This is a genomic window from Agrobacterium deltaense RV3 (assembly GCF_900013505.1).
GTDB lineage: Bacteria > Pseudomonadota > Alphaproteobacteria > Rhizobiales > Rhizobiaceae > Agrobacterium > Agrobacterium leguminum.
Window position 1 is genome coordinate 1,853,310 of the sequence record NZ_LT009745.1, and the last position, 24,401, is coordinate 1,877,710.

Genomic DNA, 24,401 nt, shown 5'->3' on the forward strand with positions numbered 1-24,401 from the left:
TCACTTCTGACCGGAGTACTTAGCCTGGATTTCCTGCGCCACGTTCGACGGAACCGGCGAATAGTGGTCGAACGTCATCGAGTACTGTGCACGGCCCTGCGACATGGAGCGCAGGTTGTCGACGTACTTGAACATGTTCGCGAGCGGAACATGCGCGTTGATGACGACGGCGATACCACGGCTTTCCTGGCCCTGGATCTGACCACGACGGGAGTTCAGGTCGCCGATAACGTCACCGACATAGTCTTCCGGCGTTACGACTTCGACCTTCATCATCGGCTCGAGAAGCTGTGCGCCAGCCTTCTTGGCTGCTTCACGGAAGCAGGCACGCGATGCGATTTCGAAGGCGAGAACCGACGAGTCAACATCGTGGAATGCACCGTCGACCAGCGTCGCCTTGACGCCGAGCATCGGGAAGCCAGCCAGCGGACCGGAAGACAGAACGCTTTCGATACCCTTCTGAACGCCCGGGATGTATTCCTTCGGAACAGCACCACCGACGATCTTCGACTCGAACTTGAAGTCTTCGCCTTCGGGGTTCGGTTCGAAGATAATCTTCACGCGAGCGAACTGACCGGTACCACCGGACTGCTTCTTGTGCGTGTAGTCTTCTTCGTGCTGACGCGTGATCGTTTCGCGGTAGGCAACCTGCGGCGCGCCGACAGTGGCTTCAACCTTGAACTCGCGACGCATACGGTCAACGAGAATGTCGAGGTGAAGTTCGCCCATGCCCGCGATGATCGTCTGACCGGACTCTTCGTCGGTCTTGACGCGGAACGAAGGATCTTCAGCAGCCAGACGGTTGAGCGCGAGGCCCATCTTTTCCTGGTCGCCCTTGGTCTTCGGCTCGATCGCGATCTGGATGACCGGCTCGGGGAATTCCATGCGCTCGAGGATAACCGGCTTCAGCGGATCGCAGAGCGTATCGCCAGTGGTGGTTTCCTTGAGACCAGCCAGAGCAACGATGTCGCCGGCAAAGGCTTCTTCGATGTCTTCACGGCTGTTGGAGTGCATCTGCAGCATACGGCCGACGCGCTCGCGCTTGTCCTTGACCGTATTGATGACGGACGTACCCTTTTCGAGCTTGCCCGAGTAGATACGTGCGAAGGTCAGCGAACCGACGAAGGGGTCGTTCATGATCTTGAACGCGAGCATGGAAAGCGGCTCGCTGTCATCGGCATGACGCTCGATTTCGGCTTCGGTCTTGAAGTCGATACCCTTGATCGCCGGGATGTCCAGCGGAGAAGGCAGGTAGTCGACAACAGCGTCGAGAAGCGGCTGAACGCCCTTGTTCTTGAACGCGGTACCGCAGAACATCGGGTGGAACTTCACGTCGATGGTGCCGCGGCGAACGAGCGCACGGATCTTGTCGTTGTCGGGCATGATGCCGTTCAGGTAGTCTTCCATCGCTTCTTCGTCGATCTCGACAACGGTCTCGATCAGCTTTTCGCGATATTCGTCAGCCTTGGCCTTCATGTCTTCCGGGATTTCGACGACGTCCCACTGAGCGCCGAGCGATTCGTCGCGCCAGATGAGTGCGTTCATCTCGATCAGGTCGATAACGCCCTTGAACTCGGCCTCAGCGCCAATCGGCAGCTGCATGACAACGGCAATGGCGCCGAGACGGGTCTTGATCATTTCTACCGAGCGGTAGAAGTCAGCACCGGTCTTGTCCATCTTGTTGCAGAAGATCATGCGCGGAACATGATACTTCTCAGCCTGGCGCCAGACGGTTTCCGTCTGCGGCTCAACACCGGCGTTGGCGTCGAGCAGCGCGATGGCGCCGTCGAGAACGCGCAGCGAACGCTCGACTTCAATGGTGAAGTCAACGTGGCCGGGGGTGTCGATGATGTTGAAGCGGCGCATCTTGCCGTCGCGACCCTTCCAGAAGGTCGTGGTGGCAGCGGAGGTGATGGTGATACCACGCTCCTGCTCCTGTTCCATCCAGTCCATCGTGGCAGCGCCATCGTGAACTTCGCCGATCTTGTGCGACTTACCGGTGTAATAAAGGATACGCTCGGTGGTCGTCGTCTTGCCGGCGTCGATATGCGCCATGATACCGAAATTGCGGTAGTCTTCGATTTTATATTCGCGAGCCATAATGGACTGCCTTTCGATATGCGACCGGTTAAGATTACCAGCGGTAATGCGAGAATGCGCGGTTGGCGTCGGCCATCTTGTGCGTGTCTTCGCGCTTCTTGACAGCGGAACCGCGGTTGTTCGCAGCGTCCATGAGTTCGCCGGAAAGGCGATCGACCATGGTCGTTTCGTTGCGCTTGCGGGCAGCCGTGATCAGCCAGCGGATAGCAAGGGCCTGACGGCGCTCGGGGCGAACGTCGACGGGAACCTGATACGTGGCACCACCAACGCGGCGCGAACGCACTTCAACGTGCGGAGCAACGTTGTCGAGGGCGGAGTGGAACACGCCGAGCGGCTCCTGCTTCGTCTTGCCCTGAACGACGTCGAACGCGCCGTAAACGATGCTTTCTGCGACCGACTTCTTGCCGTGAAGCATGATGGCGTTCATGAACTTGGTGACGACCAGATCGCCGAACTTCGGGTCCGGGTTGATCTCACGCTTTTCTGCACTATGGCGACGGGACATATTCTTTGTCTCTCAATGTTATTGACGCTAAACCACGCGGAGAACCTCGCGCAGCGCCGGAATTTGTTTAAACCCGAATTACTTCGGACGCTTCGCACCGTACTTGGAGCGGCGCTGCTTGCGGTTCTTGACGCCCTGGGTATCGAGAACACCGCGGATGATGTGGTAACGCACGCCCGGCAAGTCCTTTACGCGGCCGCCGCGGATCATGACCACGGAGTGTTCCTGAAGGTTGTGACCTTCGCCCGGAATGTAGCCGATGACTTCGAAGCCGTTGGTGAGGCGGATCTTGGCAACCTTACGCAGAGCCGAGTTCGGCTTCTTCGGGGTCGTCGTGTAAACGCGGGTGCAAACACCACGCTTCTGCGGGTTTTCCTGAAGAGCAGGAACCTTGTTGCGCTTTACCTGTGCCTGGCGAGGCTTGCGGATCAGCTGGTTTACGGTAGGCATATAACCATCCCTTGCAAAAACTACTTTAGCCACCCTCACGGGTGGCGGCTATGCCGTTGCCGGCGACGATGCACGCATATATCCTCATGCGCAAAACGTGGCCCGATCCGTTTTCACGGATGGACCACCAAGAGCAGAGGACACCGGATGAGGCGTCTTGCGTGCAACATTCGTGTCTTCTACGTGCAATGGAGACCCGTTTGAGATGATGTTCGGGAAAAAGGTTACCGAACGGCCAGCACCCACAGAGGCTCCGATGGCGGGCGTACTACTGTTTTAGCCAGCTTTCGTCAAGGGTGAATCCACATTTTGCGCCGCCACCCATGGCCGCAAAGCCCACGTCCGGGCCATTTCCAACCCGCTTTAACATAAGTCGGCGCAGAAGGCAGCGATTTTGACCTCCACGCTTTGGCTTTTCATAAAATCCGTCTATTGATTCCCAATGGCGGGCCGGAGCGGCTCCGCCACGGGCGGGACCGATTCCCTCGGCCCGCGTCACAGCAACGACAGATCAAGGAACCGCGTCATGAGCACCCTCCCCGACAACGACAACGGACGCGACGAGCCGATGGTCTTCATCGTCATCGGCAAGGCCTATGAGACCGACAATTCCGAGGGCATCGACATCCACGTCATCCTGCGGGCGCCGGACGACGACACCGCCGTGCGCGAAACGCTGAACGCGCTTTCCGAGGAAGGTTTCATCGAAGCCGATCTCGACCAGATTGGCATGCTGACCGACATCCCGGACGAAGAGCCGCACGCCTCCGCCTATCAGGGCGCACTCGAAGGCGAAGTCGCCATCATCCGCTTCGCCTGAGGTTCAAGCCATGGCGGTCAGACGTGTCGTCGCCAATATAGCAACGCCGGAACCCGCGCGGGCTCAGGCGTTCTACGGTGACATTCTCGGCATGCCCGCCGCCATGGATCATGGCTGGATCGTCACCCATGCCAGCCCGCTCGAAGCGCGGGCTCAGGTGAGTTTTGCGCGCGAAGGTGGCTCCGGCACGGATGTGCCCGACCTCTCCATCGAGGTCGATGATTTCGACGAGGTCCACGCCCGAATCCTGACGGCTGAGCTGCCGATCGAATACGGCCCCGTAGTCGAGGCGTGGGGTGTACGACGCCTGTTCGTGCGCGACCCCTTCGGCAAACTCATCAATATATTAAGTCACTCATAGATTATATACTTTAAATACAGCAGTATTAATTCATTATACGTTGAATATCCAGCCGACATCAGCTTAAAATAGTTCCGACGCAAATTTTCGGTGGCGGGTTGGATACTATATCGTCGGCAGACATTATCGATGACATTTATGAAGCGGCGCTCTTTCCCGACCGCTGGATGCAGGTTCTGGTAGCTATCTGCCGTCATCTCAATTTCTGGGGCGGCGCGATTACTTGGGGCAAGGGAGAAGACCAGGTGTGGCTTCACACGCCGAGCTTTCAGGAGCTGATGAAGGACTTCGCGGCGGGCGGCTGGAACCACCGCAATGATCGCCTCAGCCGCATCGCCCGGGAAGGCCAATTCTCCTTCGCGCAGGATTTGGACGTCTTCAATCAAGAGGAATGGGCCGAGCTGCCGATCGTTCGTGACTTTCTTATGCCCCGCGGTTTGGGATACGGCGCGGCGACACAGGTCGCTCCACCCGGCCATCCGGAGATGACAGTGCTGTTTGAACGCAGGCTCGACGCCGGCACTATCACGCCTGAGACCATGGCAGCACTCGGCGGACTGAGGCCGCATATCGCCCGCAGCCTCACCCTCGCAACACAGGTGCAGCGTCAGAAGGCCGATGCGATGACACTTGGTCTCAACGCCATTGGCGCGCCGGCCGCAGTGCTGCAGACGAGCGGCCACATCATTTCGGCCAACGATCTGTTCCTGTCATTACAGAAATGCTTCTCCGCCCGCACGCGCGACAGAATCGCCATTGCCGATGAGAGAGTGAACCGGCTGCTTTACAAGGCACTCTCTGGGCAAGACGCCGGTTCCTTCCCTCTTCCCGCCAGCGAAGACGGCGCCTGCATTCTCCACCTCATACCGCTGCGCAAGAGCGCACTGGATTTCTCACCAAACGGTAACGCCATCGCGCTCGTATCGCAACCGACGGGCATAATTGCCGACGCAAACACATTGCTCAAGGGTCTCTACGATCTGACGAGGGGCGAAGCGCGGGTAGCGCTGGAAATCATGAAGGGGCTTTCGCTTCCGGCGGTGGCGAAGCAACTGAAAGTCTCGCACGAAACCGTGCGCAGCAACGCCAAGTCTATCTACGCGAAGACCGGCAGCACCGGCAAGGCCGACCTCGTTCGCCGGCTTTCCGTTCTCACTCGCTATAACATCCGCGGACAGGCCTAACCCATTTGCACGGATGGATTTCCGGGTTGACTGGCAAAGGGCAAGAAGCTTCCAAATTCTGCTCAAACAAAAAAACGCCCGGATTGCTCCGGGCGTTTTGTTCTGAACTTTGGCGGGGCTTCGCAAAGCCCCTGCCCTTCGCGCCTTATTCGGCGGCCGGAGCCTGGTCCGTCATGTCCTGCAGCATCTGGTTCGCAGAACCTGCACCGGTGCCCTTGCGGCGTTCTTCGAGAATGAGGTCGTCGCGCGAGGTGGCGATGCGGCGGATCTGCGTCATGGTGCCGCCGGTACCGGCCGGGATGAGACGGCCGACGATGACGTTTTCCTTGAGGCCCTGCAGCGTGTCCGTCTTGCCGGCAATCGCAGCTTCCGTGAGAACCTTGGTGGTTTCCTGGAAGGATGCGGCCGAGATGAAGGACGGCGTCTGCAGCGAAGCCTTGGTGATGCCGAGCAGAACCGGCTCGCCATAGGCAGGCTTCTTGCCTTCTTCGATCAGGCGGTCGTTGTTGTCGTCAAGCTCGATGCGATCGACGTTGTCACCAACGATGTACTGGCTATCGCCGGCATCGGTGATTTCAACCTTCTGCAGCATCTGGCGAACGATCACCTCGATGTGCTTGTCGTTGATCACAACGCCCTGCAGACGGTAGACTTCCTGGATTTCGTTCACGAGGTAGGAAGCCAGAGCCTCCACGCCCTTGATCGCCAGAATGTCGTGCGGTGCCGGGTTACCGTCGAGGATGTATTCACCCTTTTCGATATAGTCGCCTTCCTGAAGGTGGAAGGGCTTGCCCTTCGGGATCAGGTATTCGACCGGCTCGACGCCGTCTTCCGCAGGCTCGATCATCACGCGACGCTTGTTCTTGTAGTCGCGGCCCAGCCGGATCGTACCATCGATCTCTGCGATGATGGCGTGGTCCTTCGGACGACGGGCTTCGAACAGTTCGGCAACGCGCGGCAGACCGCCGGTGATGTCCTTCGTCTTGGCGCTTTCGAGCGGCGAACGTGCAAGCACGTCACCCTGGGAGACCTTCGCACCCGGCTCGACCGACAGGATGGCGTCGACCGAGAGCTGGAAGCGGGCTTCGCCACCACGGGCAAGCTTCGCAACCGCACCGGAAGCGTCCTTGATGACGATCGCAGGCTTGAGGTCCGAACCGCGCGGCGTCGAACGCCAGTCGATAACCTGACGCTTGGTGATGCCGGTGGATTCGTCGGTGGCTTCCAGAACGGAGAGGCCGTCGACGAGGTCCTCGAAGTGGACGGTACCTTCCACTTCCGTCATCATCGGACGGGTGTAGGGGTCCCACTCTGCAAGACGCTGACCGCGCTTAACCTTGTCGCCATCGTCAACGAAGATCTTCGAACCATAGGCAACGCGCTGCGAAGACCGCTCCTGGCCACGCTCATCGAGAATGGTGACAGCCATGTTACGGCCCATCGCGATGAGTGCGCCTTCGGAGTTGCGCAGGATGTTGCGGTTCTTGATCGCAATCGTGCCCTCGTAAGAGGCTTCGAGGAACGACTGGTCGACCACGTTCGCCGTACCGCCAAGGTGGAAGGTACGCATGGTAAGCTGCGTGCCCGGTTCACCGATGGACTGTGCGGCGATGACGCCGACGGCTTCGCCCATGTTGACAGGCGTACCGCGTGCAAGGTCACGACCGTAGCACACGCCGCAGACGCCGATCTGCACTTCGCAGGTCAGAGCCGAACGGATGCGGACGGACTGGATACCGGCCTTCTCGATGGCAGCCACGTCGGCTTCGTCGATCAGCGTGCCGGCCTTGACGATGTTTTCGCCGGAAACCGGATGATCGATGTCGTCCAGAGCCGTACGGCCGAGGATACGTGCGCCGAGCGAGGCAACGACCTGACCGGCATCGACGATGGCGGTCATGGTGAGGCCCTTGTCGGTGCCGCAATCCTTGGAGTTGACGATGCAATCCTGCGCGACGTCGACGAGACGACGGGTAAGGTAACCCGAGTTCGCCGTCTTCAGGGCGGTGTCTGCGAGACCCTTACGGGCACCGTGGGTCGAGTTGAAGTACTCGTTAACGGTCAGGCCTTCCTTGAAGTTCGAGATGATCGGCGTCTCGATGATTTCACCCGACGGCTTCGCCATCAGCCCGCGCATGCCGCCCAGCTGACGCATCTGGTTCGGAGAACCACGAGCACCCGAATGCGACATCATGTAGATGGAGTTCATCGGCTTCTGGCGGCCCGTCTCCGGATCGAACTCGACAGCCTTGATGCGTGCCATCATCTCTTCGGCGACCTTTTCGGTAGCCTTGCCCCAGGCGTCGACAACCTTGTTGTACTTTTCGCCCTGGGTGATGAGACCATCATTATACTGCTGTTCGTATTCCTTCACGAGAGCTTCGGTGTCGCCGACGATCTTCACCTTGCTGTCCGGAATGACCATGTCGTCCTTGCCGAACGAAATGCCGGCGCGGCAGGCATGGGCAAAGCCGAGCTGCATGATGCGGTCGCAGAAGATGACCGTGTCTTTCTGGCCGCAATGACGGTAGACCGTGTCGATCATCTTGGAGATGTTCTTCTTGGTCATTTCCTGGTTGCAGACGTCGAAAGGCACGTTGACGTTCTTCGGCAGAAGTTCGCCAATCAGCATACGACCGGGGGTCGTCTCATGAATCTTCGAAACCGGCTTGCCATCGGCATCCACGGTCTTGAAGCGGCCGCGGATCTTGGCATGCAGCGTCACGACCTTGTTTTCAAGCGCGTGATGCAGCTCACCGATGTCGGAGAAGGCCATGCCTTCGCCCGGCTCGTTCTGGTTCATGATCGACAGGTAATACAGGCCGAGAACCATGTCCTGCGAAGGAACGATGATCGGGTGGCCGTTTGCCGGATGCAGGATGTTGTTGGTCGACATCATCAGCACGCGCGCTTCCAGCTGGGCTTCCAGCGAAAGCGGAACGTGAACAGCCATCTGGTCACCGTCGAAGTCGGCGTTGAAGGCCGTGCAGACGAGCGGGTGCAGCTGGATAGCCTTGCCTTCGACCAGCATGGGTTCGAAAGCCTGGATACCCAGACGGTGCAGCGTCGGTGCGCGGTTCAGGAGAACCGGATGCTCGCGGATGACCTCGTCGAGGATATCCCAGACTTCCGGCTTTTCCTTTTCAACCAGCTTCTTGGCCTGCTTGACGGTCGAGGAGTAACCCTTGGCGTCGAGGCGGGCATAGATGAACGGCTTGAACAGTTCGAGCGCCATCTTCTTCGGCAGACCGCACTGGTGCAGCTTCAGTTCCGGACCGGTCACGATGACCGAACGACCGGAATAGTCGACGCGCTTGCCGAGAAGGTTCTGGCGGAAGCGGCCCTGCTTGCCCTTGAGCATGTCGGAAAGCGACTTCAGCGGGCGCTTGTTCGCACCCGTGATGACACGGCCGCGACGGCCGTTGTCGAACAGCGCATCGACGGATTCCTGCAACATACGCTTTTCGTTGCGGATGATGATACCCGGCGCACGAAGCTCGATCAGGCGCTTCAGACGGTTGTTACGGTTGATGACGCGGCGATAGAGATCGTTGAGGTCGGACGTCGCGAAACGGCCGCCATCCAGCGGAACCAGCGGGCGCAGGTCCGGCGGAATGACCGGAACGACCTTCATGATCATCCATTCCGGACGGTTGCCGCTTTCCATGAAGTTCTCGACGATCTTCAGGCGCTTCATCAGCTTCTTCTGCTTCAGATCAGAAGTCGTTTCAGCAAGCTCGACGCGCAGGTCGCCGGCGATCTTTTCGAGGTTCATCGAAGCCAGCATCTCATAGATGGCTTCAGCGCCGATCATGGCGGTGAACTGGTCTTCGCCGAACTCGTCGACGGCGATCATGTACTCTTCTTCGGACAGAAGCTGGTTCTGCTTCAGCGAAGTGAGGCCCGGTTCGGTGACGATGTAGTTCTCGAAATAGAGAACGCGCTCGACATCCTTCAGCGTCATGTCGAGCAGGGTCGAGATACGCGAGGGAAGCGACTTCAGGAACCAGATATGGGCAACCGGCGCTGCGAGCTCGATATGGCCCATGCGCTCACGGCGAACGCGCGACAGCGTGACTTCGACGCCGCACTTTTCGCAGATGATGCCCTTGTACTTCATGCGCTTGTACTTGCCGCACAGGCACTCATAGTCCTTGATCGGTCCGAAGATGCGCGCGCAGAAGAGACCGTCGCGTTCCGGCTTGAACGTACGGTAGTTGATGGTTTCCGGCTTCTTGATCTCGCCGTAGGACCACGACAGGATTTTTTCCGGCGAAGCGATCGAAATCCGGATGGAATCGAAATGCTGCGCAGGCACCTGAGGATTGAAAAGATTCATGACCTCTTGGTTCATGCCTTGTCTCCTTGAGAGGCTAGCTGCTGCCCCTGTTTGCATCTGGACCGGCTTCTTCCCGGGTCACCGTCCAGAGCTTTAAATACGGATTAACCGCATAATGCGGCGAAAGTGTCCCGAACCGGCCAATACCGCCCGGGAAACCGGCAGGCGCCCTTGAAGGCGCCCGCCTCTATCGTCTTATTCCGCCGCGTCGGGCAGCTGGTCTTCGGGCTGGTTCTCGACCTTCGAGTTTTCCAGTTCGACCGAAAGACCGAGCGACCGCATTTCCTTGACGAGAACGTTGAAGCTCTCCGGAATACCGGCTTCGAAGGTGTCGTCGCCACGGACGATCGCTTCGTAAACCTTGGTGCGGCCCGCCACGTCGTCCGACTTGACGGTGAGCATTTCCTGCAGCGTGTAAGCCGCGCCGTATGCTTCCAGAGCCCAGACTTCCATTTCCCCGAAGCGCTGTCCGCCGAACTGCGCCTTGCCGCCCAGCGGCTGCTGGGTAACGAGCGAGTAAGGACCGATCGAGCGAGCGTGGATCTTGTCGTCGACAAGGTGGTTCAGCTTGATCATGTACATGTAGCCGACGGTGACCTTGCGGTCGAACGGCTCACCGGTACGACCGTCGTAAAGGACGGACTGACCGGATTCATGCAGACCTGCCTTCTTCAGCATCGCGGCAACGTCAGGCTCATGCGCACCGTCGAAAACCGGGGTCGCGATGGAAACACCGCGCTTGGCTTCTTCGGCAAGCTTGACGAGCGAGTCGTCATCGAAACGCTGAACCTCGTCATTGGCTTCAGACGCGTAGATTTCCGTCAGCTCGCTGCGAAGCTCGCTGATGTCCATCGTCTTGCGATACTCTTCGAGCATCTCGCCGATCTTCTTGCCCATGCCTGCGCATGCCCATGCGAGGTGGGTTTCGAGGATCTGGCCGACGTTCATGCGCGAAGGCACGCCGAGCGGGTTCAAGCAGATGTCGACATGCGTGCCGTCTTCGAGGAACGGCATGTCCTCGACCGGAACGATACGCGAGACGACGCCCTTGTTACCGTGACGGCCGGCCATCTTGTCGCCCGGCTGGATCTTGCGCTTAACGGCAACGAAGACCTTGACCATCTTCATGACGCCCGGAGGCATTTCATCGCCGCGCTGGACCTTTTCGACCTTGTCCATGAAGCGCTGTTCAAGGCGCGACTTGGATTCGTCGTACTGGCCACGAAGCGCTTCCAGCTCAGACTGAGCCTTTTCGTCTTCGACTGCGAACATCCACCACTGCGAGCGGGGATATTCGGAAACGACGGCGTTGGAAAGCTCGACGCCCTTCTTGAAGCCCTTCGGACCGGCGATGGAAACGTGGCCACGCAGCATGTCGATCAGACGGCCGTAGACGTTACGGTCGAGGATCGCCTGCTCGTCGTCGCGGTCCTTCGCCAGACGCTCGATCTCTTCGCGCTCGATAGCCATCGCGCGCTCGTCCTTCTCCACACCGTGACGGTTGAAGACGCGAACTTCCACGACCGTACCGAACGTGCCCGGAGGCATGCGCATGGAGGTGTCGCGAACGTCGGAAGCCTTTTCACCGAAGATGGCGCGCAGAAGCTTTTCTTCCGGCGTCATCGGGCTTTCGCCCTTCGGCGTGATCTTGCCGACGAGGATGTCGCCCGGCTGAACTTCCGCACCGATGTAAACGATACCGGCTTCGTCGAGGTTCTTCAGCGCTTCTTCCGAAACGTTCGGAATGTCGCGCGTGATTTCTTCCGGACCAAGCTTCGTGTCGCGCGCCATCACTTCGAATTCTTCGATGTGAATGGAGGTGAACACGTCGTCGGAAACGATACGCTCCGACATCAGGATCGAGTCTTCGTAGTTGTAGCCGTTCCAGGGCATGAACGCGACGAGCGCGTTGCGGCCAAGAGCCAGATCGCCGAGGTCGGTCGACGGACCGTCCGCGATGATATCGCCCTTGGAGATGTTGTCGCCGACGGAAACCAGCGGGCGCTGATTGACGCAGGTGTTCTGGTTCGAACGCTGGAACTTCTGCAGACGGTAGATATCAACACCGGACTTGCCGGCATCGAGGTCTTCCGTGGCGCGGATAACGATACGGGTCGCATCCACCTGATCGACCACACCGCCACGACGGGCTGCGATGGCAGCGCCGGAGTCACGGGCGACGATCGGCTCCATGCCGGTACCGACGAACGGTGCCTCGGCGCGCAGAAGCGGAACGGCCTGACGCTGCATGTTCGAGCCCATGAGAGCGCGGTTGGCGTCGTCGTTTTCCAGGAACGGAATGAGAGCCGCTGCGACCGAAACGAGCTGCTTCGGCGAAACGTCCATCAGGTTGATGTTGTCACGCGGTGCGAGCATGACTTCGCCCGAGTGACGGCAGACGACGAACTCTTCCGAGAACGAACCGTCTTCATTGAGCGGCGCGTTGGCCTGCGCGACGTAATACTTGGCCTCTTCCATGGCGGAGAGGTAGATCACGTCGTTGGTCACCTTGCCGTCGACGATCTTGCGGTACGGGCTTTCGATGAAGCCGTACTTGTTGACGCGGGCGAAGGTTGCAAGCGAGTTGATCAGACCAATGTTCGGGCCTTCCGGCGTCTCGATCGGGCAAATACGGCCGTAATGGGTCGGGTGAACGTCGCGGACTTCGAAGCCGGCGCGCTCGCGGGTCAGACCACCCGGCCCAAGAGCCGAAAGACGGCGCTTGTGGGTGATTTCCGAAAGCGGGTTCACCTGGTCCATGAACTGCGACAGCTGCGAGGAACCGAAGAATTCGCGAACGGCGGCGGCTGCCGGCTTCGCGTTGATCAGGTCCTGCGGCATCACGGTGTCGATTTCGATCGAGGACATACGTTCCTTGATCGCACGTTCCATGCGCAGAAGGCCCAGACGATACTGGTTTTCCATCAGCTCGCCGACAGAACGGACACGGCGGTTGCCGAGGTTGTCGATGTCGTCGATTTCGCCCTTGCCGTCGCGCAGTTCGACCAGCATCTTGACGACGGCGAGGATGTCTTCCTTGCGCAGCGTGCGCACGGTGTCTTCCGCATCGAGGTCGAGGCGCATGTTCATCTTGACGCGGCCAACGGCCGACAGATCGTAACGCTCTGCGTCGAAGAACAGCGAGTTGAACATCGCTTCCGCCGATTCCATGGTCGGCGGCTCACCCGGACGCATGACGCGGTAGATGTCGAACAGGGCTTCCTGACGGTTCTCGTTCTTGTCGGCAGACAGCGTGTTGCGGATATAGGCGCCAACATTGACGTGGTCGATGTTGAGGACCGGAATCTCGTCGAAGCCGGACTGCAGGATGAGGCCGAGGGTCTTCTCGTCGATTTCATCGCCGGCTTCGAGATAGATTTCACCCGTCTCGTAGTTGACGATGTCTTCGGCCAGATAGTTGCCGTAGAGGTCTTCATCGGTCGCCTTCAGCGCCTTCAGGCCCTTCTCCGTCAGCTGACGGATCAGGCGCGGGGTCAGCTTCTTGCCACCTTCGACCACGACTTCACCGGTATCGGCGTCGATCATGTCGGTGATGACCTTGGCGTTCTTCAGCGTCTCGGGCTGGAACGGAATGCGCCAGCCGTCGCCGTCGCGCTCATAGGAAGCCTTGGTATAGAAGGTCGACAGAATGTCTTCGCCATCCATGCCAAGCGCCATCAGCAGCGAGGTCACGGGGATCTTGCGGCGACGGTCGATACGCGCATAGACGATGTCCTTGGCGTCGAACTCGATGTCGAGCCAGGAACCGCGATACGGGATGACGCGGGCAGCGAAGAGCAGCTTGCCGGAAGAATGGCTCTTGCCCTTGTCGTGATCGAAGAACACGCCCGGCGAACGGTGCATCTGCGAAACGATGACGCGCTCGGTGCCGTTGACGATGAACGTACCGTTATTGGTCATGAGCGGCATGTCGCCCATGTAGACGGACTGTTCCTTGATGTCCTTGATGGACTTCGCGCCGGTATCTTCATCGATATCGAACACGATGAGGCGCAGCGTCACTTTCAGCGGCGCAGCATAGGTCAGATCGCGCTGACGGCATTCCTCGACGTCGAACTTCGGCGCTTCGAATTCGTAGGACACGAATTCAAGCATGGAGGCGCCGGAAAAATCGGTGATCGGGAATACGGACTTGAATACCGCATTCAATCCCTCGTCGGGACGGCCACCCTTGGGCTCGTCAACCATGAGAAACTGGTCGTACGAAGCCTTCTGAACCTCGATGAGGTTCGGCATTTCCGCTACTTCTGGAATTTTGCCGAAAAACTTGCGTACGCGCCTGCGACCGTTAAACGAAAGGGTCTGAGCCATCGTCGCTCCTTTAAAATTGCATCCGGGCCTGCAACGGACGGGAACCGATGGCCAGTCGATCCCGTCAAGCAATGGGTGTCATCAATCTCGTTCCACATCCCGGATCGATCAGGCCGGATTGCCTAGATGAGCCGGTTCGGAACCATTCTCTTGAAGAACCCATTACCCAAAAGCCATTTTCACGCGGCTTTTGGGTAATGAGTTTTAAAAACGATGACGACGGAAAGGGGCATGAAGCCCCTTCCCGCCAGCAATCGCAAGATTACTTAACGTCAACCTTGGCGCCTGCGTCCTCAAGCTTCTTCTTTAGATCAGCAGCTTCAGCCTTGGAAACGGCTTCCTTGACCGGCTTCGGAGCGCCTTCAACGAGGTCCTTGGCTTCCTTGAGGCCGAGGCCGGTGATGCCGCGAACTTCCTTGATGACGTTGATCTTGTTGGCGCCAGCGTCAACCAGGATAACGTCGAACTCGGTCTTTTCTTCTTCCGGAGCAGCAGCAGCAGCAGCGCCGCCAGCAGCAGCAACGGCTACCGGAGCAGCAGCGGAAACGCCCCACTTTTCTTCGAGAAGCTTGGACAGTTCTGCAGCTTCCAGAACGGTCAGCGAGGAGAGGTCTTCTACGATCTTTGCGAGATCAGCCATTTTGATAGTTCCTTTTGTTCAGTTCGAACCAGTTTGAATATTTACAGCGAAAAACCGCCTTAAGCGGCTTCGTCCTTCTTGGCGTAAGCCGAGAACACCCGTGCCAGCTGGCTTGCAGGTGCGGCGACAACCGTAGCGACGCGAGTTGCCGGGGCATTGAGAAGGCCCAGCAGCTTTGCGCGCAGCTCGTCCAGCGAAGGCAGGGTCGCAAGCGACTTGACTGCTTCGGCGTTGAGCGTGGTTGCACCCATGGCGCCACCGAGAACAACGACCTTGTCGTTGGTCTTGGCGAAATCCATGACGACTTTCGGAGCGATCATCGGGTCGACGCTGTATGCAATCAGCGTCTGGCCCTTGAAGAGATCTGTCATCCCTTCCGACTCCGTGCCCTGAAGAGCGATCTTGGCCAGGCGGTTCTTCGCGACCTTGACGGTGCCTCCGGCAGCGCGCATCTTCGAACGGAAGTCGTTCATCTGCGCAACGGTGACACCAGCATAGTGGGCCACGACAACCGAACCGGAAGCCTTGAAGACTTCGTTCAGCTCCGTGACGAATTCGCGTTTTTCCGCTCTTTCCACTGTCTGTCTCCAGTAGACGGGAACACAACATGTGAACCCGTCGGGTTTGCCTTTGCCCCAAGGGACCTTTTTACAAAGATCCCGAGCGACGCTCGAGGATCCTGTCCCCCGCTCTGTCGCCGCAAACGGCTTCAGGCACAGGCACACCAGGTTCGAACCGGACAGTCAGGCATCCACGATGCCTCAAATCCAGCCTCACCCGTCTCATGCAGGTTGAATGATTAAGGCCAGTTCCCGAAAGACATGGCCACCCGCAATCTCGGACAGGAGTTCCGGGTTTCCCCGGAAATCTCCGGCTCCTGGGAGCCGGAAATTCTTTTATTCACACTTCCCTTGGGAAGCGCGAGAATTGATTAAGCCGTAACCGACGAAGGGTCGATCTTGACGCCCGGACCCATGGTCGAGGAAATCGCGACGCGCTTGACGTAGTTGCCCTTGGCACCGGTCGGCTTTGCCTTGATGACGGCATCCGCGAAAGCCTTGATGTTTTCTTCAAGAGCCTTGGCGTCGAACGAAGCCTTGCCAACGCCAGCGTGTACGATACCGGCCTTTTCGACGCGGAACTCGACAGCGCCGCCCTTGGAGGCCTTGACGGCGCCGGCAACATCCATCGTCACCGTACCGACCTTCGGGTTCGGCATCATGCCACGCGGGCCGAGTACCTTGCCGAGACGGCCGACGAGCGGCATCATGTCCGGGGTCGCGATGCAACGATCGAAGTCGATCTTGCCGCCCTGAACGATTTCAACCAGTTCTTCTGCACCAACAACGTCAGCACCGGCAGCCGTGGCTTCATCAGCCTTGGCGCCACGAGCGAAGACGGCGACGCGAACGTCACGGCCGGTGCCGTTCGGCAGGTTGACAACGCCACGAACCATCTGGTCCGCATGGCGCGGGTCAACGCCGAGGTTCATCGAAACTTCAACGGTTTCGTCGAACTTGGCAACTGCACGTTCCTTGACCATCGAAATGGCGTCGGTGAGAACGTAGAGCTTGTTCGGATCCACGCCTTCGCGGATCTTCTGAATGCGCTTTGCTACCTTGGCCATGATCAACCTACCACTTCCAGGCCCATGGCGCGGGCGGAGCCCTCAACCATTGCCATTGCGCCTTCGATGTCGGCTGCGTTCAGATCCTTCATCTTGGCTTCAGCGATCGTCTTGACCTGAGCCTTGGTGATGGAGCCGACCTTGGCGCCCTTGCCAGGCGTCTTGGAACCGGAGGTGATCTTCGCTTCCTTCTTCAGCCAGTAGGTCATCGGCGGCTGCTTCATGACGAAGGTGAAGGACTTGTCCTGGTAATAGGTGATGACGACCGGAATCGGCATACCCTTTTCCATTTCCTGCGTGGCGGCATTGAACGCCTTGCAGAATTCCATGATGTTAATGCCACGCTGACCAAGTGCCGGACCGATCGGCGGGGACGGATTGGCCGCCCCGGCCTTTACCTGCAACTTGAGCTGGCCTGCAACTTTCTTAGCCATATCTCTCTGCCTTTCAATTCAAACCGGTTACCCGGCTTCTCTTAAGCCGGATTGCTCCGGCGGCTGCGGTTGCGTGGTGCGGCGCCCTGCCCCGGCTTAAAGAGCCAGTTAGCCTTCCACGCGCTTGGGGCTTCGCCCCGCCAATCAGACCTTCTCGACCTGATTGTATTCCAGCTCGACCGGCGTAGCGCGGCCGAAAATCGACACTTCCACCTTCAGGCGCGAACGCTCTTCGTCGACATCCTGAACCACGCCGTTGAACGACGCGAACGGACCGTCGGAAACGCGAACCTGCTCGCCGATCTCGAACGAAACCGAAGACTTCGGACGCTCGACACCTTCCTGAACCTGACCGAGGATACGCTCGGCTTCATAATCGGGAATCGGAACAGGCTTGCTGTCCGAACCGAGGAAACCGGTAACCTTCGGCGTGTTCTTGATGAGGTGATAGGCCTCATCCGTCAGGTTGGCGCGCACCAGCACGTAACCTGGAAAAAACTTGCGCTCGCTATCGACCTTGCGGCCACGACGCACCTCGACCACCTTTTCGGTCGGCACGAGGATTTTCTCAAAAAGATGATCCAGACCCTTCTGACGGGCCTTTTCCTCGATCGACTCGGCGACCTTCTTTTCGAAATTCGAATATGCGTGAACGATATACCAGCGCGCTGCCATTTTTATTCTCCGTTCGATCCTTCCACCAGGCCTTTGACCGCGCCGTTACCGGCCTACGTTCAGCACCAGGCTGAGCAGCCAGCCGATGAGCTGATCCGCAGCAAAGAAGAACAGAGCCGCAAAAATGACCATCACCAGCACCATAGCCGTCGAAATCATGGTCTCGCGGCGCGACGGCCAAGTGATTTTTGACGCTTCGGCGCGAACCTGCTGCAGAAACGTAAACGGATTGGTTTTGGATGCCATTGACTGCCCACGCAATTACGGCGCGTAAAGCCGATACTGATCAGCCCCACGCACCGCGTGTCTGTTTTGACCCTACATAAACACCGATTCCCTTTTTAACAAGAGGAAATCGACATTCCGCGAAATTCGCCGGAAATCCGGCACCCATCTGCCATGCAGCGAGGACCCGCGCTTGCGAATGGAAAGTGGCAGGGGCAGAGGGGCTCGAACCCCCGACCTGCGGTTTTGGAGACCGCCGCTCTACCAACTGAGCTATACCCCTTGATCACCTGAACCGGCCGCGAAATCGCTTGGCCAATTCGGTATGCGCTCCTTTAAGGTGCAGGGAAAAGAATGGCAAGTGTGTTTTTTGTTTTTTCACATTGTCTGGCAAAATACCGCGGCTTGCCCCGCCCACGGGGTACATCGTTCAATTTGCTGATCTTCCCCGCATTTCACAGGAACGCCCATGAGCATCTATCTCGTCCGTCACGGCCAGACCGAATTCAACGCCGTTCGCCGCTGGCAGGGTCAGGTCGATTCGCCGCTGACGGAACTGGGGCGACAACAGGCGATGCGCATGGGCCGCAGGCTCGCCGCGCTGATCGAAACCGATGAAGTCCATGTTTTCTCCAGCCCGCTCGGCAGGGCGAGGCAGACCTGCGAAATCGTCGCAGGCGAAATCGGCATGATCGACGGCATCACCCTCGATCCCGGCCTGATGGAGATCGGCTTGGGGGTATGGGACGGCATGACGGATTACGAGATCGATTATGAATATCCCGGCATGCGCGACGGGCTGGATCGATACGAATGGTTCTTCCACGCGCCGGGCGGTGAGACATTCGAAAGAATGACAAGCCGGGTGGCCCGCAGCCTGGAGACCATTCAGCAGAGACAGGCGCGCGACGCGATCGTCATCTGCCACGGCATCACCAGCCGCCTGTTGCGCGGCGTCTATTCGAACCTTCCAAAGGAGGAAGCATTGCGCCTCGATGTGCCGCAGGACGCATTCTTCCATCTCAAAGATGGCGATATCGTCCGCATCGACTGCTGAGCCTTTTAGGGCAATAAAAAACCCCGCCGTTTCCGGCGGGGTTTTCTTCAATCCCTTGCGGGTTTGAAATTACTCGACGATCGAAGCCACGATGCCAGCGCCGACGGTACGGCCGCCTTCGCGGATAGCGAAGCGCAGCTTTTCTTCCATCGCGATCGGAACGATCAGCTCGACGTCAACGGTCACGTTGTCGCCAGGCATAACCATTTCCGTGCCTTCCGGAAGCGTAACGATGCCCGTTACGTCCGTCGTGCGGAAGTAGAACTGCGGACGGTAGTTCGTGAAGAACGGCGTATGACGGCCGCCTTCTTCCTTCGTCAGGATGTAGGCTTCAGCCTTGAACTTCTTGTGCGGCTTAACCGAACCCGGCTTGCACAGGATCTGACCACGCTCGACGCCGTCACGGTTAACACCGCGAACGAGAGCGCCGATGTTGTCGCCGGCCTGGCCCTGGTCGAGCAGCTTGCGGAACATTTCAACGCCGGTAACCGTCGTCTTCGAGGTCGGACGAATGCCGACGATTTCGACTTCTTCGCCAACCTTGACGATACCGCGCTCAACGCGACCCGTCACAACCGTACCACGGCCGGAGATCGAGAACACGTCTTCGATCGGCATCAGGAACGGCTGGTCGATCGGACGCTCAGGCGTCGGGATGTAGGCGTCAACCGCAGCCATCAGCTCGCGGATCGCATCTTCACCGATCTTCTTGTCAGAATCTTCAAGAGCAGCAAGTGCCGAACCCTTGATGATCGGGATATCGTCGCCCGGGAAGTCGTAGGACGACAGAAGTTCGCGAACTTCAAGCTCAACGAGCTCGAGAAGCTCGGCGTCGTCAACCTGGTCGACCTTGTTGAGGAACACGACGATCGCCGGAACGCCAACCTGACGGGCAAGCAGGATGTGCTCGCGGGTCTGCGGCATCGGGCCGTCAGCGGCCGAGCAAACCAGGATCGCGCCGTCCATCTGGGCAGCACCGGTGATCATGTTCTTCACGTAGTCGGCGTGGCCGGGGCAGTCGACGTGCGCGTAGTGACGGGCAGGCGTTTCGTATTCAACGTGCGCCGTCGAAATCGTGATACCACGGGCCTTTTCTTCAGGCGCGGCGTCGATCTGGTCATACGCCTTGAATTCGCCGAAGAACTTCGTGATCGCTGCCGTCAGCGACGTCTTGCCATGGTCAACGTGACCGATCGTGCCAATGTTGACGTGCGGCTTATTGCGCTCAAACTTGCTCTTTGCCATGTGAATTGCTTCCTGTGAACGTGAAGTAGTTTCCCCGGCGTACCGGTTTGGTGTCGCCGTTTAAGGCTTTGTAAGCGAATGCGCAAGACTTAATTGTGAAAGCGCCTTCGCGCGCGCCCTAAGCGTGCCTTGAGGCCCGTATATGGTATCTGATTTGCGACATTCAAACCTTCGCAAGGGCGAAGCGGACATCGGCCCGACGAGCCCCTCCTCCCGAATAGCCGATCACTAAATAAGATATTTCTATCACAACTTCTTTACCTGCACCGGCATGATGGCTTAAGGACATTTCATCGCCGGGGGGAGACGGGCGACTGGAATCCGGCGCAGGCGCGCCATCCCAAGCCATATCTCGATCCGTCGCTTCCCTCGCGACCTCTCTATCCGTTTCAGGACCATCCCATGGAAATCTTCACAGCCGCCGGTTTCACGGCATTCTTACAGGTCATCGCAATCGACCTCGTGCTGGCGGGCGACAACGCCATCGTCATCGGCCTTGCCGCCGCCGGTCTGCCCGCCCACCTCCGCCGCAAGGCGATCCTGGTCGGCATCATCGCCGCCACGGTTCTGCGCATCGGCTTTGCCGCCGTCACCGTGCAGCTTCTCGCCATTGTCGGCCTGCAATTGTTCGGCGGCCTGCTGCTCGCCTGGGTGTGCTGGAAGATGTGGACGGAACTGCGTGAGGCCGCAGGCTCCATCGAAGACGAGGTGACGGACGAAGAGGCCGACCTGACGAAGGGTCACAAGACCTTCTTCCAGGCCGCGACCCAGATCGTCATCGCCGATGTTTCCATGTCGCTGGATAACGTCCTTGCCGTCGCCGGCGCCGCGCAGGAACATGTGACGGTGCTCATCATCGGCCTCGTCGTTTCGATTGCACTCATGGGTCTTGCCGCCAACTTCGTCGCCAAGCTGCTGCACCGCTATCGCTGGATTTCCTATCTCGGCCTGATGGTCATCATCTACGTCGCCCTCAACATGCTGTATCACGGCACGCTCGAGGTTCTGCCCTATCTCCAGCCCTATCTGAGCTGAAACGACCAGCAGACACGCTTCTCCACGAGGCCCGGAAACGCCAGTTTCCGGGCTTTTTTCATGGCCTGCGCCCATCAGGCCCCCTCACCCTCCTTGCCGTCGCAGGACAGGAAGAATCAATCGCCGCGTTTGCTGCAACATCGGGAGAAGACAGGGAAATCGTGAATTTTCGCCGATGGATTCTGGCAATTGAGGTCAGCCACGGGCAAGCCTAGGGAGCTAGTCAATAAGTCATAATAATAAAAAGAAAGGTAAAGCTGCCAATGGCTTATGACTGGAGCGGCGGTCGTACCCGCCGACTTCGCAGGGTGAGGCTCGGTGTTGTCGCCAGCTCTCTTATCCTGCTGGCGCTTCTTGCGTCGCTCGTTCTTGGCTGAACGCGCCGCGCGCGCACTCCCACGCTGACCGGCGGCATGGCAAGGTTTTCAAAAACCGCCCTGCCGCCGCTCCTTTGCGGGTAGGAGCAGATGCTCAGGATTTCCTGGCCTCGACGCAATGAACCGGCTTTTTCATCTCCGGATCCGCCATCAGATCGTAAAGATCCGCCTCCTCGCCCTTCGACCACCAGACATAAATACCGCCCTGATATTTGGCGCCTGACCCGGAAATGACATTTGCGGCAACGGTGACGCCATCCTTCAGCCCAAGCCGCACGAGGCTGATCTCACCGGCATTGAAATAGACGGCCTCCACCTTGTCGGCGGCGCATTGGTAGACGGTCTCCACCTTTTCAACCGTCGTGTCATTCGGGAGCGGAATCACCAGCTCTTCAGCCATGGCGCCGGTAGCGACCGACATGGAGAAAGCTGCAAGGCACGTCGCGGCAACGGATTTTTTCATGATGACCCTTTCCTGATCTCACCGCACTATAAGGTCACGCCAGCAGAGCCGAAATGGGGCGGCCGCCTCTTACCATCTCAAATTTTCGGGAATATCGGCTTTGCAGGCATAAGGCGGCTTTATCGCCGCACAGGCCTCCGGCACTTTCATTCAGGCTGGCAAGCTGCGGCAAAACCTATCGAAACAGCCAATAAACGACGCCAAGGATCACCGTCCACATCAGCAGCGATATGGCCAGCACGGTGAGATAGTTTCGAAATCGTCTGGTCATCCGCCCACATTGCCGGCGAGCCGTCGTCGGACAGCCGCAGCCGTTGAATTGCTGGATGCGGATCAAGCCGCAGGGTCAAGTCTTTCTATCAAGAGACTGAATCGCAAGCCATTCGCAGATTTTACCCGCCCGAAAACGGGGTTGCCCCATGCGACACGTTTCCACCCTCCAAGGAATGGACTCATCCGCGATCAGGTCCTGATCGCGGCCAGGAAGGGATATCCGCATCTGCCGGCGAATGACGGGAAGGAAAAAGGGGGGCGAGGAGAAACGATCGCGACCGAATCGACTCGCGCGTTATCCGAAACCCTGCCGGATAACGCGCTAACGCCAGAGGTAATCCGCCCCCGCCTGTCTCAGCTCTTCAGGGCCGTGTTGCACAGGCTCCAGTAGCCGCCACCCTTCTGGATCCATTTCAGATCGCCGAGCGTGCCGTCATTCTTGTTCTTGTGATAGGAGTCGACACAGGTTTTCAGGCGCGCCTTTGCGGGCGTCTCGCTTGAGTATTTCTTATCGACAGCACTCGGGAAAGCGACGCCCTTCGGGGCCTTTGTCGTCGCTTTTTCGGGTTCTTTTTCGGTGGTGGCCGCGACCTGCTTGTCGTCGGCCGCATCCTCGGCTGCCGCCTCGCTGCCGCAGAACTTGGCGCGATAGTCGTTCCACTTGACGTCCTTGGCCGACCCATCGGCTTTCGCCGCCTGATATTTCACGCTGCACTCCTTCATGGTGAGTGCGGCTGCGGGGGAGACAAACGCCGCCGATGCCAGCAGCGCAAAGGATGAGAGAATGACAACCCTGTTAAACATTGAAGACTCCCGTTTGCATGATTGCCGGCCGACTATCTGACCGGATTTTCCGCTTGTCAACGAGCAGTGCGAAAGGACGGAGAAGCGAAGCAGGCGGGAATGGAACTTGCTCACCGGACACATCATTTTCCCGTTGAAGGCAGCATCGCACCGTCATCATGAAAGCCGTCGCAGGACGCGCAGCATCCCCACATTGCCGCTTCCACCGCCTCCCGCGCCCAGCCTGCAGAATCACGTGTTCGTGTGGCGTCAATCCTTCGCCGGAACGAATTTCCTAAGTTTTCGTTAGCATACCGAACGAATAACGAGGATTTATCGATGTTGAGGATGCCGAAGACCATCTCCGCGCTCGCTCTTGGCGTCGCGATATCTGCCGCTGCTGTCGTGCCCGCCCATGCGTTGAGCCTCATACAGCCGGCCTACGAAACACAAGCGCAGGCGCAGAATTCAAATCAGCGAGGCTACCCGGCGTCTGCCTTTGCGGCAGGGAAAGGCGAAGAAGCCACGCCCAACGGCTACGCCCTGTCTCAAGCCGAGATCAACCATATAAAATGGTGTGCGGCGCGTTACACATCCTACCACCCCACCGACAACAGCTATATGGCCCCTGCCGGCACGCGGACGCAGTGCCGCTCCCCCTATTGATTCGGTGAGGTCCGGGGGACATCTCCAGCCCGGGCCGTTGCCGACAAGATAAAATTTACCTTAAATTCGACTGATCTGAACCTTTTGCCCGGCGAACCGTTTGAACGCGTGCCAACGGGGAAAACGCGATGTTCTGGAATCTGGAAAAGCTTGAGCAGGAGCGACTTGATCTGATCGAGGTCATCACGGCCCTGCGTCGCGTGGAGCGCCTGTCGAAAACGGATCGCACCTCGATCTTTGAGGAAATCACGGCGCATATGGGAAGGCTGAGTGAACTGGACGCGGAAAAACTGCGGATCCAGTCGGCGCTGGAGCCATCCTGAACACGCGTTCTGCATGGCCGCAGCTCCCAGACGCAGTCAGACCTCATAACAGGGCGCTCAGGAAGAACGCTTCCTACAGGTGGAAAATGCCAGAAGACGGCCGCATGTTTCCGCCGAGGCTAAAGGCACCAACCCGCTTGTGGCTGAGTTTGCGACAACCGACAGTCAGGTCAATCTCCTTGCGTCCTACGATGCGGAATCGGGCCGGATGCGTATCGTACCGGTCGCAACCGGCAAGACGGACGAAAAATCGTTAGAATTGTGGCTCGTCATGGATGGGGGGCAAGACCCGCTCGCTTGGCGTTTGCCAGCCGGGCACGAACGGCGACCTCGTCATTCCCGCCGACATGCGCGGCACCATAACGGATGGAACGACCTTCGCAATCAGCGTGGAGCCCTTTGGAGGCTCTCCGACCGGTCAGGCAACCGGCCCGTTCATCGCTATCGGCACGGCGCGGCATCTGCGAGTTTTCAAACCGGTTTAGCA

Annotated in this window: 22 protein-coding genes, 1 tRNA gene and 1 pseudogene; 8 read left to right on the forward strand and 16 right to left on the reverse strand. The window is 58.6% G+C overall.

Annotated elements, in window-relative coordinates; genetic code table 11:
- The 3 genes from fusA to rpsL all read right to left on the reverse strand — a co-directional run bounded on the left by fusA (nt 1) and on the right by rpsL (nt 3,055).
- On the reverse strand, nt 1-2,100 hold the full coding sequence (gene fusA, locus AGR7B_RS09410) for an elongation factor G (protein WP_065655891.1): 2,100 nt from the start codon (nt 2,098-2,100) through the stop codon (nt 1-3).
- Between the two features lie 34 nt (nt 2,101-2,134).
- Nucleotides 2,135-2,605 carry a 30S ribosomal protein S7 gene (gene rpsG / locus AGR7B_RS09415; RefSeq protein ID WP_003507761.1) on the reverse strand — a complete coding sequence of 157 codons (471 nt, stop codon included), beginning with the start codon at nt 2,603-2,605 and terminating at the stop codon, nt 2,135-2,137.
- Nucleotides 2,606-2,683: 78 nt separating this feature from the next.
- Nucleotides 2,684-3,055: a 30S ribosomal protein S12 gene (rpsL, locus tag AGR7B_RS09420; protein ID WP_003507760.1), complete on the reverse strand. Its 372-nt coding sequence runs from the start codon at nt 3,053-3,055 to the stop codon at nt 2,684-2,686.
- Between the two features lie 526 nt (nt 3,056-3,581).
- Between rpsL and AGR7B_RS09425 the strand changes: the two genes are divergently transcribed.
- The 3 genes from AGR7B_RS09425 to AGR7B_RS09435 all read left to right on the forward strand — a co-directional run bounded on the left by AGR7B_RS09425 (nt 3,582) and on the right by AGR7B_RS09435 (nt 5,420).
- The gene (locus AGR7B_RS09425) at nt 3,582-3,875 is read left to right on the forward strand and encodes a transcriptional regulator (protein WP_065655890.1); all 294 of its coding nucleotides are present in this window, start codon (nt 3,582-3,584) and stop codon (nt 3,873-3,875) included.
- A 10-nt stretch (nt 3,876-3,885) separates the two neighbouring features.
- Nucleotides 3,886-4,236 carry a VOC family protein gene (locus AGR7B_RS09430; RefSeq protein WP_080856523.1) on the forward strand — a complete coding sequence of 117 codons (351 nt, stop codon included), beginning with the start codon at nt 3,886-3,888 and terminating at the stop codon, nt 4,234-4,236.
- Nucleotides 4,237-4,334: 98 nt separating this feature from the next.
- Complete coding sequence (locus AGR7B_RS09435; RefSeq protein WP_080856524.1) at nt 4,335-5,420, forward strand: helix-turn-helix transcriptional regulator; 1,086 nt, start codon at nt 4,335-4,337, stop codon at nt 5,418-5,420.
- Between the two features lie 145 nt (nt 5,421-5,565).
- Here AGR7B_RS09435 and rpoC read toward each other — a convergent pair whose 3' ends face one another.
- The 9 genes from rpoC to AGR7B_RS09480 all read right to left on the reverse strand — a co-directional run bounded on the left by rpoC (nt 5,566) and on the right by AGR7B_RS09480 (nt 17,975).
- The gene (rpoC, locus tag AGR7B_RS09440; RefSeq protein WP_065655887.1) at nt 5,566-9,774 is read right to left on the reverse strand and encodes a DNA-directed RNA polymerase subunit beta'; all 4,209 of its coding nucleotides are present in this window, start codon (nt 9,772-9,774) and stop codon (nt 5,566-5,568) included.
- Between the two features lie 180 nt (nt 9,775-9,954).
- Nucleotides 9,955-14,091, reverse strand: a complete 4,137-nt coding sequence (gene rpoB, locus AGR7B_RS09445; RefSeq protein WP_078053329.1) for a DNA-directed RNA polymerase subunit beta — start codon at nt 14,089-14,091, stop codon at nt 9,955-9,957.
- Between the two features lie 262 nt (nt 14,092-14,353).
- Nucleotides 14,354-14,731: a 50S ribosomal protein L7/L12 gene (gene rplL, locus AGR7B_RS09450; protein WP_004442635.1), complete on the reverse strand. Its 378-nt coding sequence runs from the start codon at nt 14,729-14,731 to the stop codon at nt 14,354-14,356.
- Nucleotides 14,732-14,790: 59 nt separating this feature from the next.
- Nucleotides 14,791-15,309: a 50S ribosomal protein L10 gene (gene rplJ / locus AGR7B_RS09455; RefSeq protein ID WP_003523725.1), complete on the reverse strand. Its 519-nt coding sequence runs from the start codon at nt 15,307-15,309 to the stop codon at nt 14,791-14,793.
- A gap of 353 nt (nt 15,310-15,662) precedes the next feature.
- A complete protein-coding gene (gene rplA, locus AGR7B_RS09460) occupies nt 15,663-16,358 on the reverse strand; it encodes a 50S ribosomal protein L1 (RefSeq protein WP_003523724.1) in 696 nt (231 codons plus the stop codon).
- A 2-nt stretch (nt 16,359-16,360) separates the two neighbouring features.
- Nucleotides 16,361-16,792, reverse strand: a complete 432-nt coding sequence (gene rplK, locus AGR7B_RS09465) for a 50S ribosomal protein L11 (RefSeq protein WP_003523723.1) — start codon at nt 16,790-16,792, stop codon at nt 16,361-16,363.
- A gap of 144 nt (nt 16,793-16,936) precedes the next feature.
- The gene (gene nusG, locus AGR7B_RS09470) at nt 16,937-17,467 is read right to left on the reverse strand and encodes a transcription termination/antitermination protein NusG (protein ID WP_003523721.1); all 531 of its coding nucleotides are present in this window, start codon (nt 17,465-17,467) and stop codon (nt 16,937-16,939) included.
- A 45-nt stretch (nt 17,468-17,512) separates the two neighbouring features.
- A complete protein-coding gene (gene secE / locus AGR7B_RS09475) occupies nt 17,513-17,713 on the reverse strand; it encodes a preprotein translocase subunit SecE (RefSeq protein ID WP_003523719.1) in 201 nt (66 codons plus the stop codon).
- Nucleotides 17,714-17,899: 186 nt separating this feature from the next.
- Nucleotides 17,900-17,975: transfer RNA gene (locus tag AGR7B_RS09480), tRNA-Trp, on the reverse strand.
- Between the two features lie 186 nt (nt 17,976-18,161).
- On the opposite strand from AGR7B_RS09480, the gene AGR7B_RS09485 reads away from it, so the two are divergent.
- Nucleotides 18,162-18,749, forward strand: coding sequence for a histidine phosphatase family protein (locus AGR7B_RS09485; RefSeq protein WP_080856525.1), 588 nt, complete (start codon nt 18,162-18,164; stop codon nt 18,747-18,749).
- Nucleotides 18,750-18,818: 69 nt separating this feature from the next.
- Here AGR7B_RS09485 and tuf read toward each other — a convergent pair whose 3' ends face one another.
- Nucleotides 18,819-19,994: an elongation factor Tu gene (gene tuf, locus AGR7B_RS09490; protein ID WP_003525183.1), complete on the reverse strand. Its 1,176-nt coding sequence runs from the start codon at nt 19,992-19,994 to the stop codon at nt 18,819-18,821.
- 402 nt (nt 19,995-20,396) lie between these two features.
- Between tuf and AGR7B_RS09495 the strand changes: the two genes are divergently transcribed.
- Nucleotides 20,397-21,029, forward strand: coding sequence for a TerC family protein (locus AGR7B_RS09495; protein WP_003522456.1), 633 nt, complete (start codon nt 20,397-20,399; stop codon nt 21,027-21,029).
- A gap of 471 nt (nt 21,030-21,500) precedes the next feature.
- Here the strand turns inward: AGR7B_RS09495 and AGR7B_RS09510 are convergent, their stop codons facing one another.
- From AGR7B_RS09510 to AGR7B_RS09520, 3 genes are all read right to left on the reverse strand, one after another.
- Nucleotides 21,501-21,869, reverse strand: a complete 369-nt coding sequence (locus AGR7B_RS09510) for an MliC family protein (protein ID WP_080856526.1) — start codon at nt 21,867-21,869, stop codon at nt 21,501-21,503.
- Between the two features lie 146 nt (nt 21,870-22,015).
- On the reverse strand, nt 22,016-22,219 hold the full coding sequence (locus tag AGR7B_RS25855; RefSeq protein WP_162934096.1) for a hypothetical protein: 204 nt from the start codon (nt 22,217-22,219) through the stop codon (nt 22,016-22,018).
- Nucleotides 22,220-22,496: 277 nt separating this feature from the next.
- Nucleotides 22,497-22,946, reverse strand: a complete 450-nt coding sequence (locus AGR7B_RS09520; RefSeq protein WP_065655883.1) for a hypothetical protein — start codon at nt 22,944-22,946, stop codon at nt 22,497-22,499.
- Between the two features lie 318 nt (nt 22,947-23,264).
- Between AGR7B_RS09520 and AGR7B_RS09525 the strand changes: the two genes are divergently transcribed.
- From AGR7B_RS09525 to AGR7B_RS09535, 3 genes and pseudogenes are all read left to right on the forward strand, one after another.
- Nucleotides 23,265-23,591, forward strand: a complete 327-nt coding sequence (locus AGR7B_RS09525; RefSeq protein ID WP_080856527.1) for a BA14K family protein — start codon at nt 23,265-23,267, stop codon at nt 23,589-23,591.
- A gap of 128 nt (nt 23,592-23,719) precedes the next feature.
- Nucleotides 23,720-23,914 (forward strand): hypothetical protein, encoded by a 195-nt coding sequence (locus AGR7B_RS09530; protein ID WP_035263387.1) that lies wholly within the window; start codon nt 23,720-23,722, stop codon nt 23,912-23,914.
- A 121-nt stretch (nt 23,915-24,035) separates the two neighbouring features.
- Nucleotides 24,036-24,399 (forward strand): annotated as a pseudogene (locus tag AGR7B_RS09535) (anti-sigma factor); the annotation flags it as partial.
- Nucleotides 24,400-24,401: the final 2 nt, after the last annotated feature.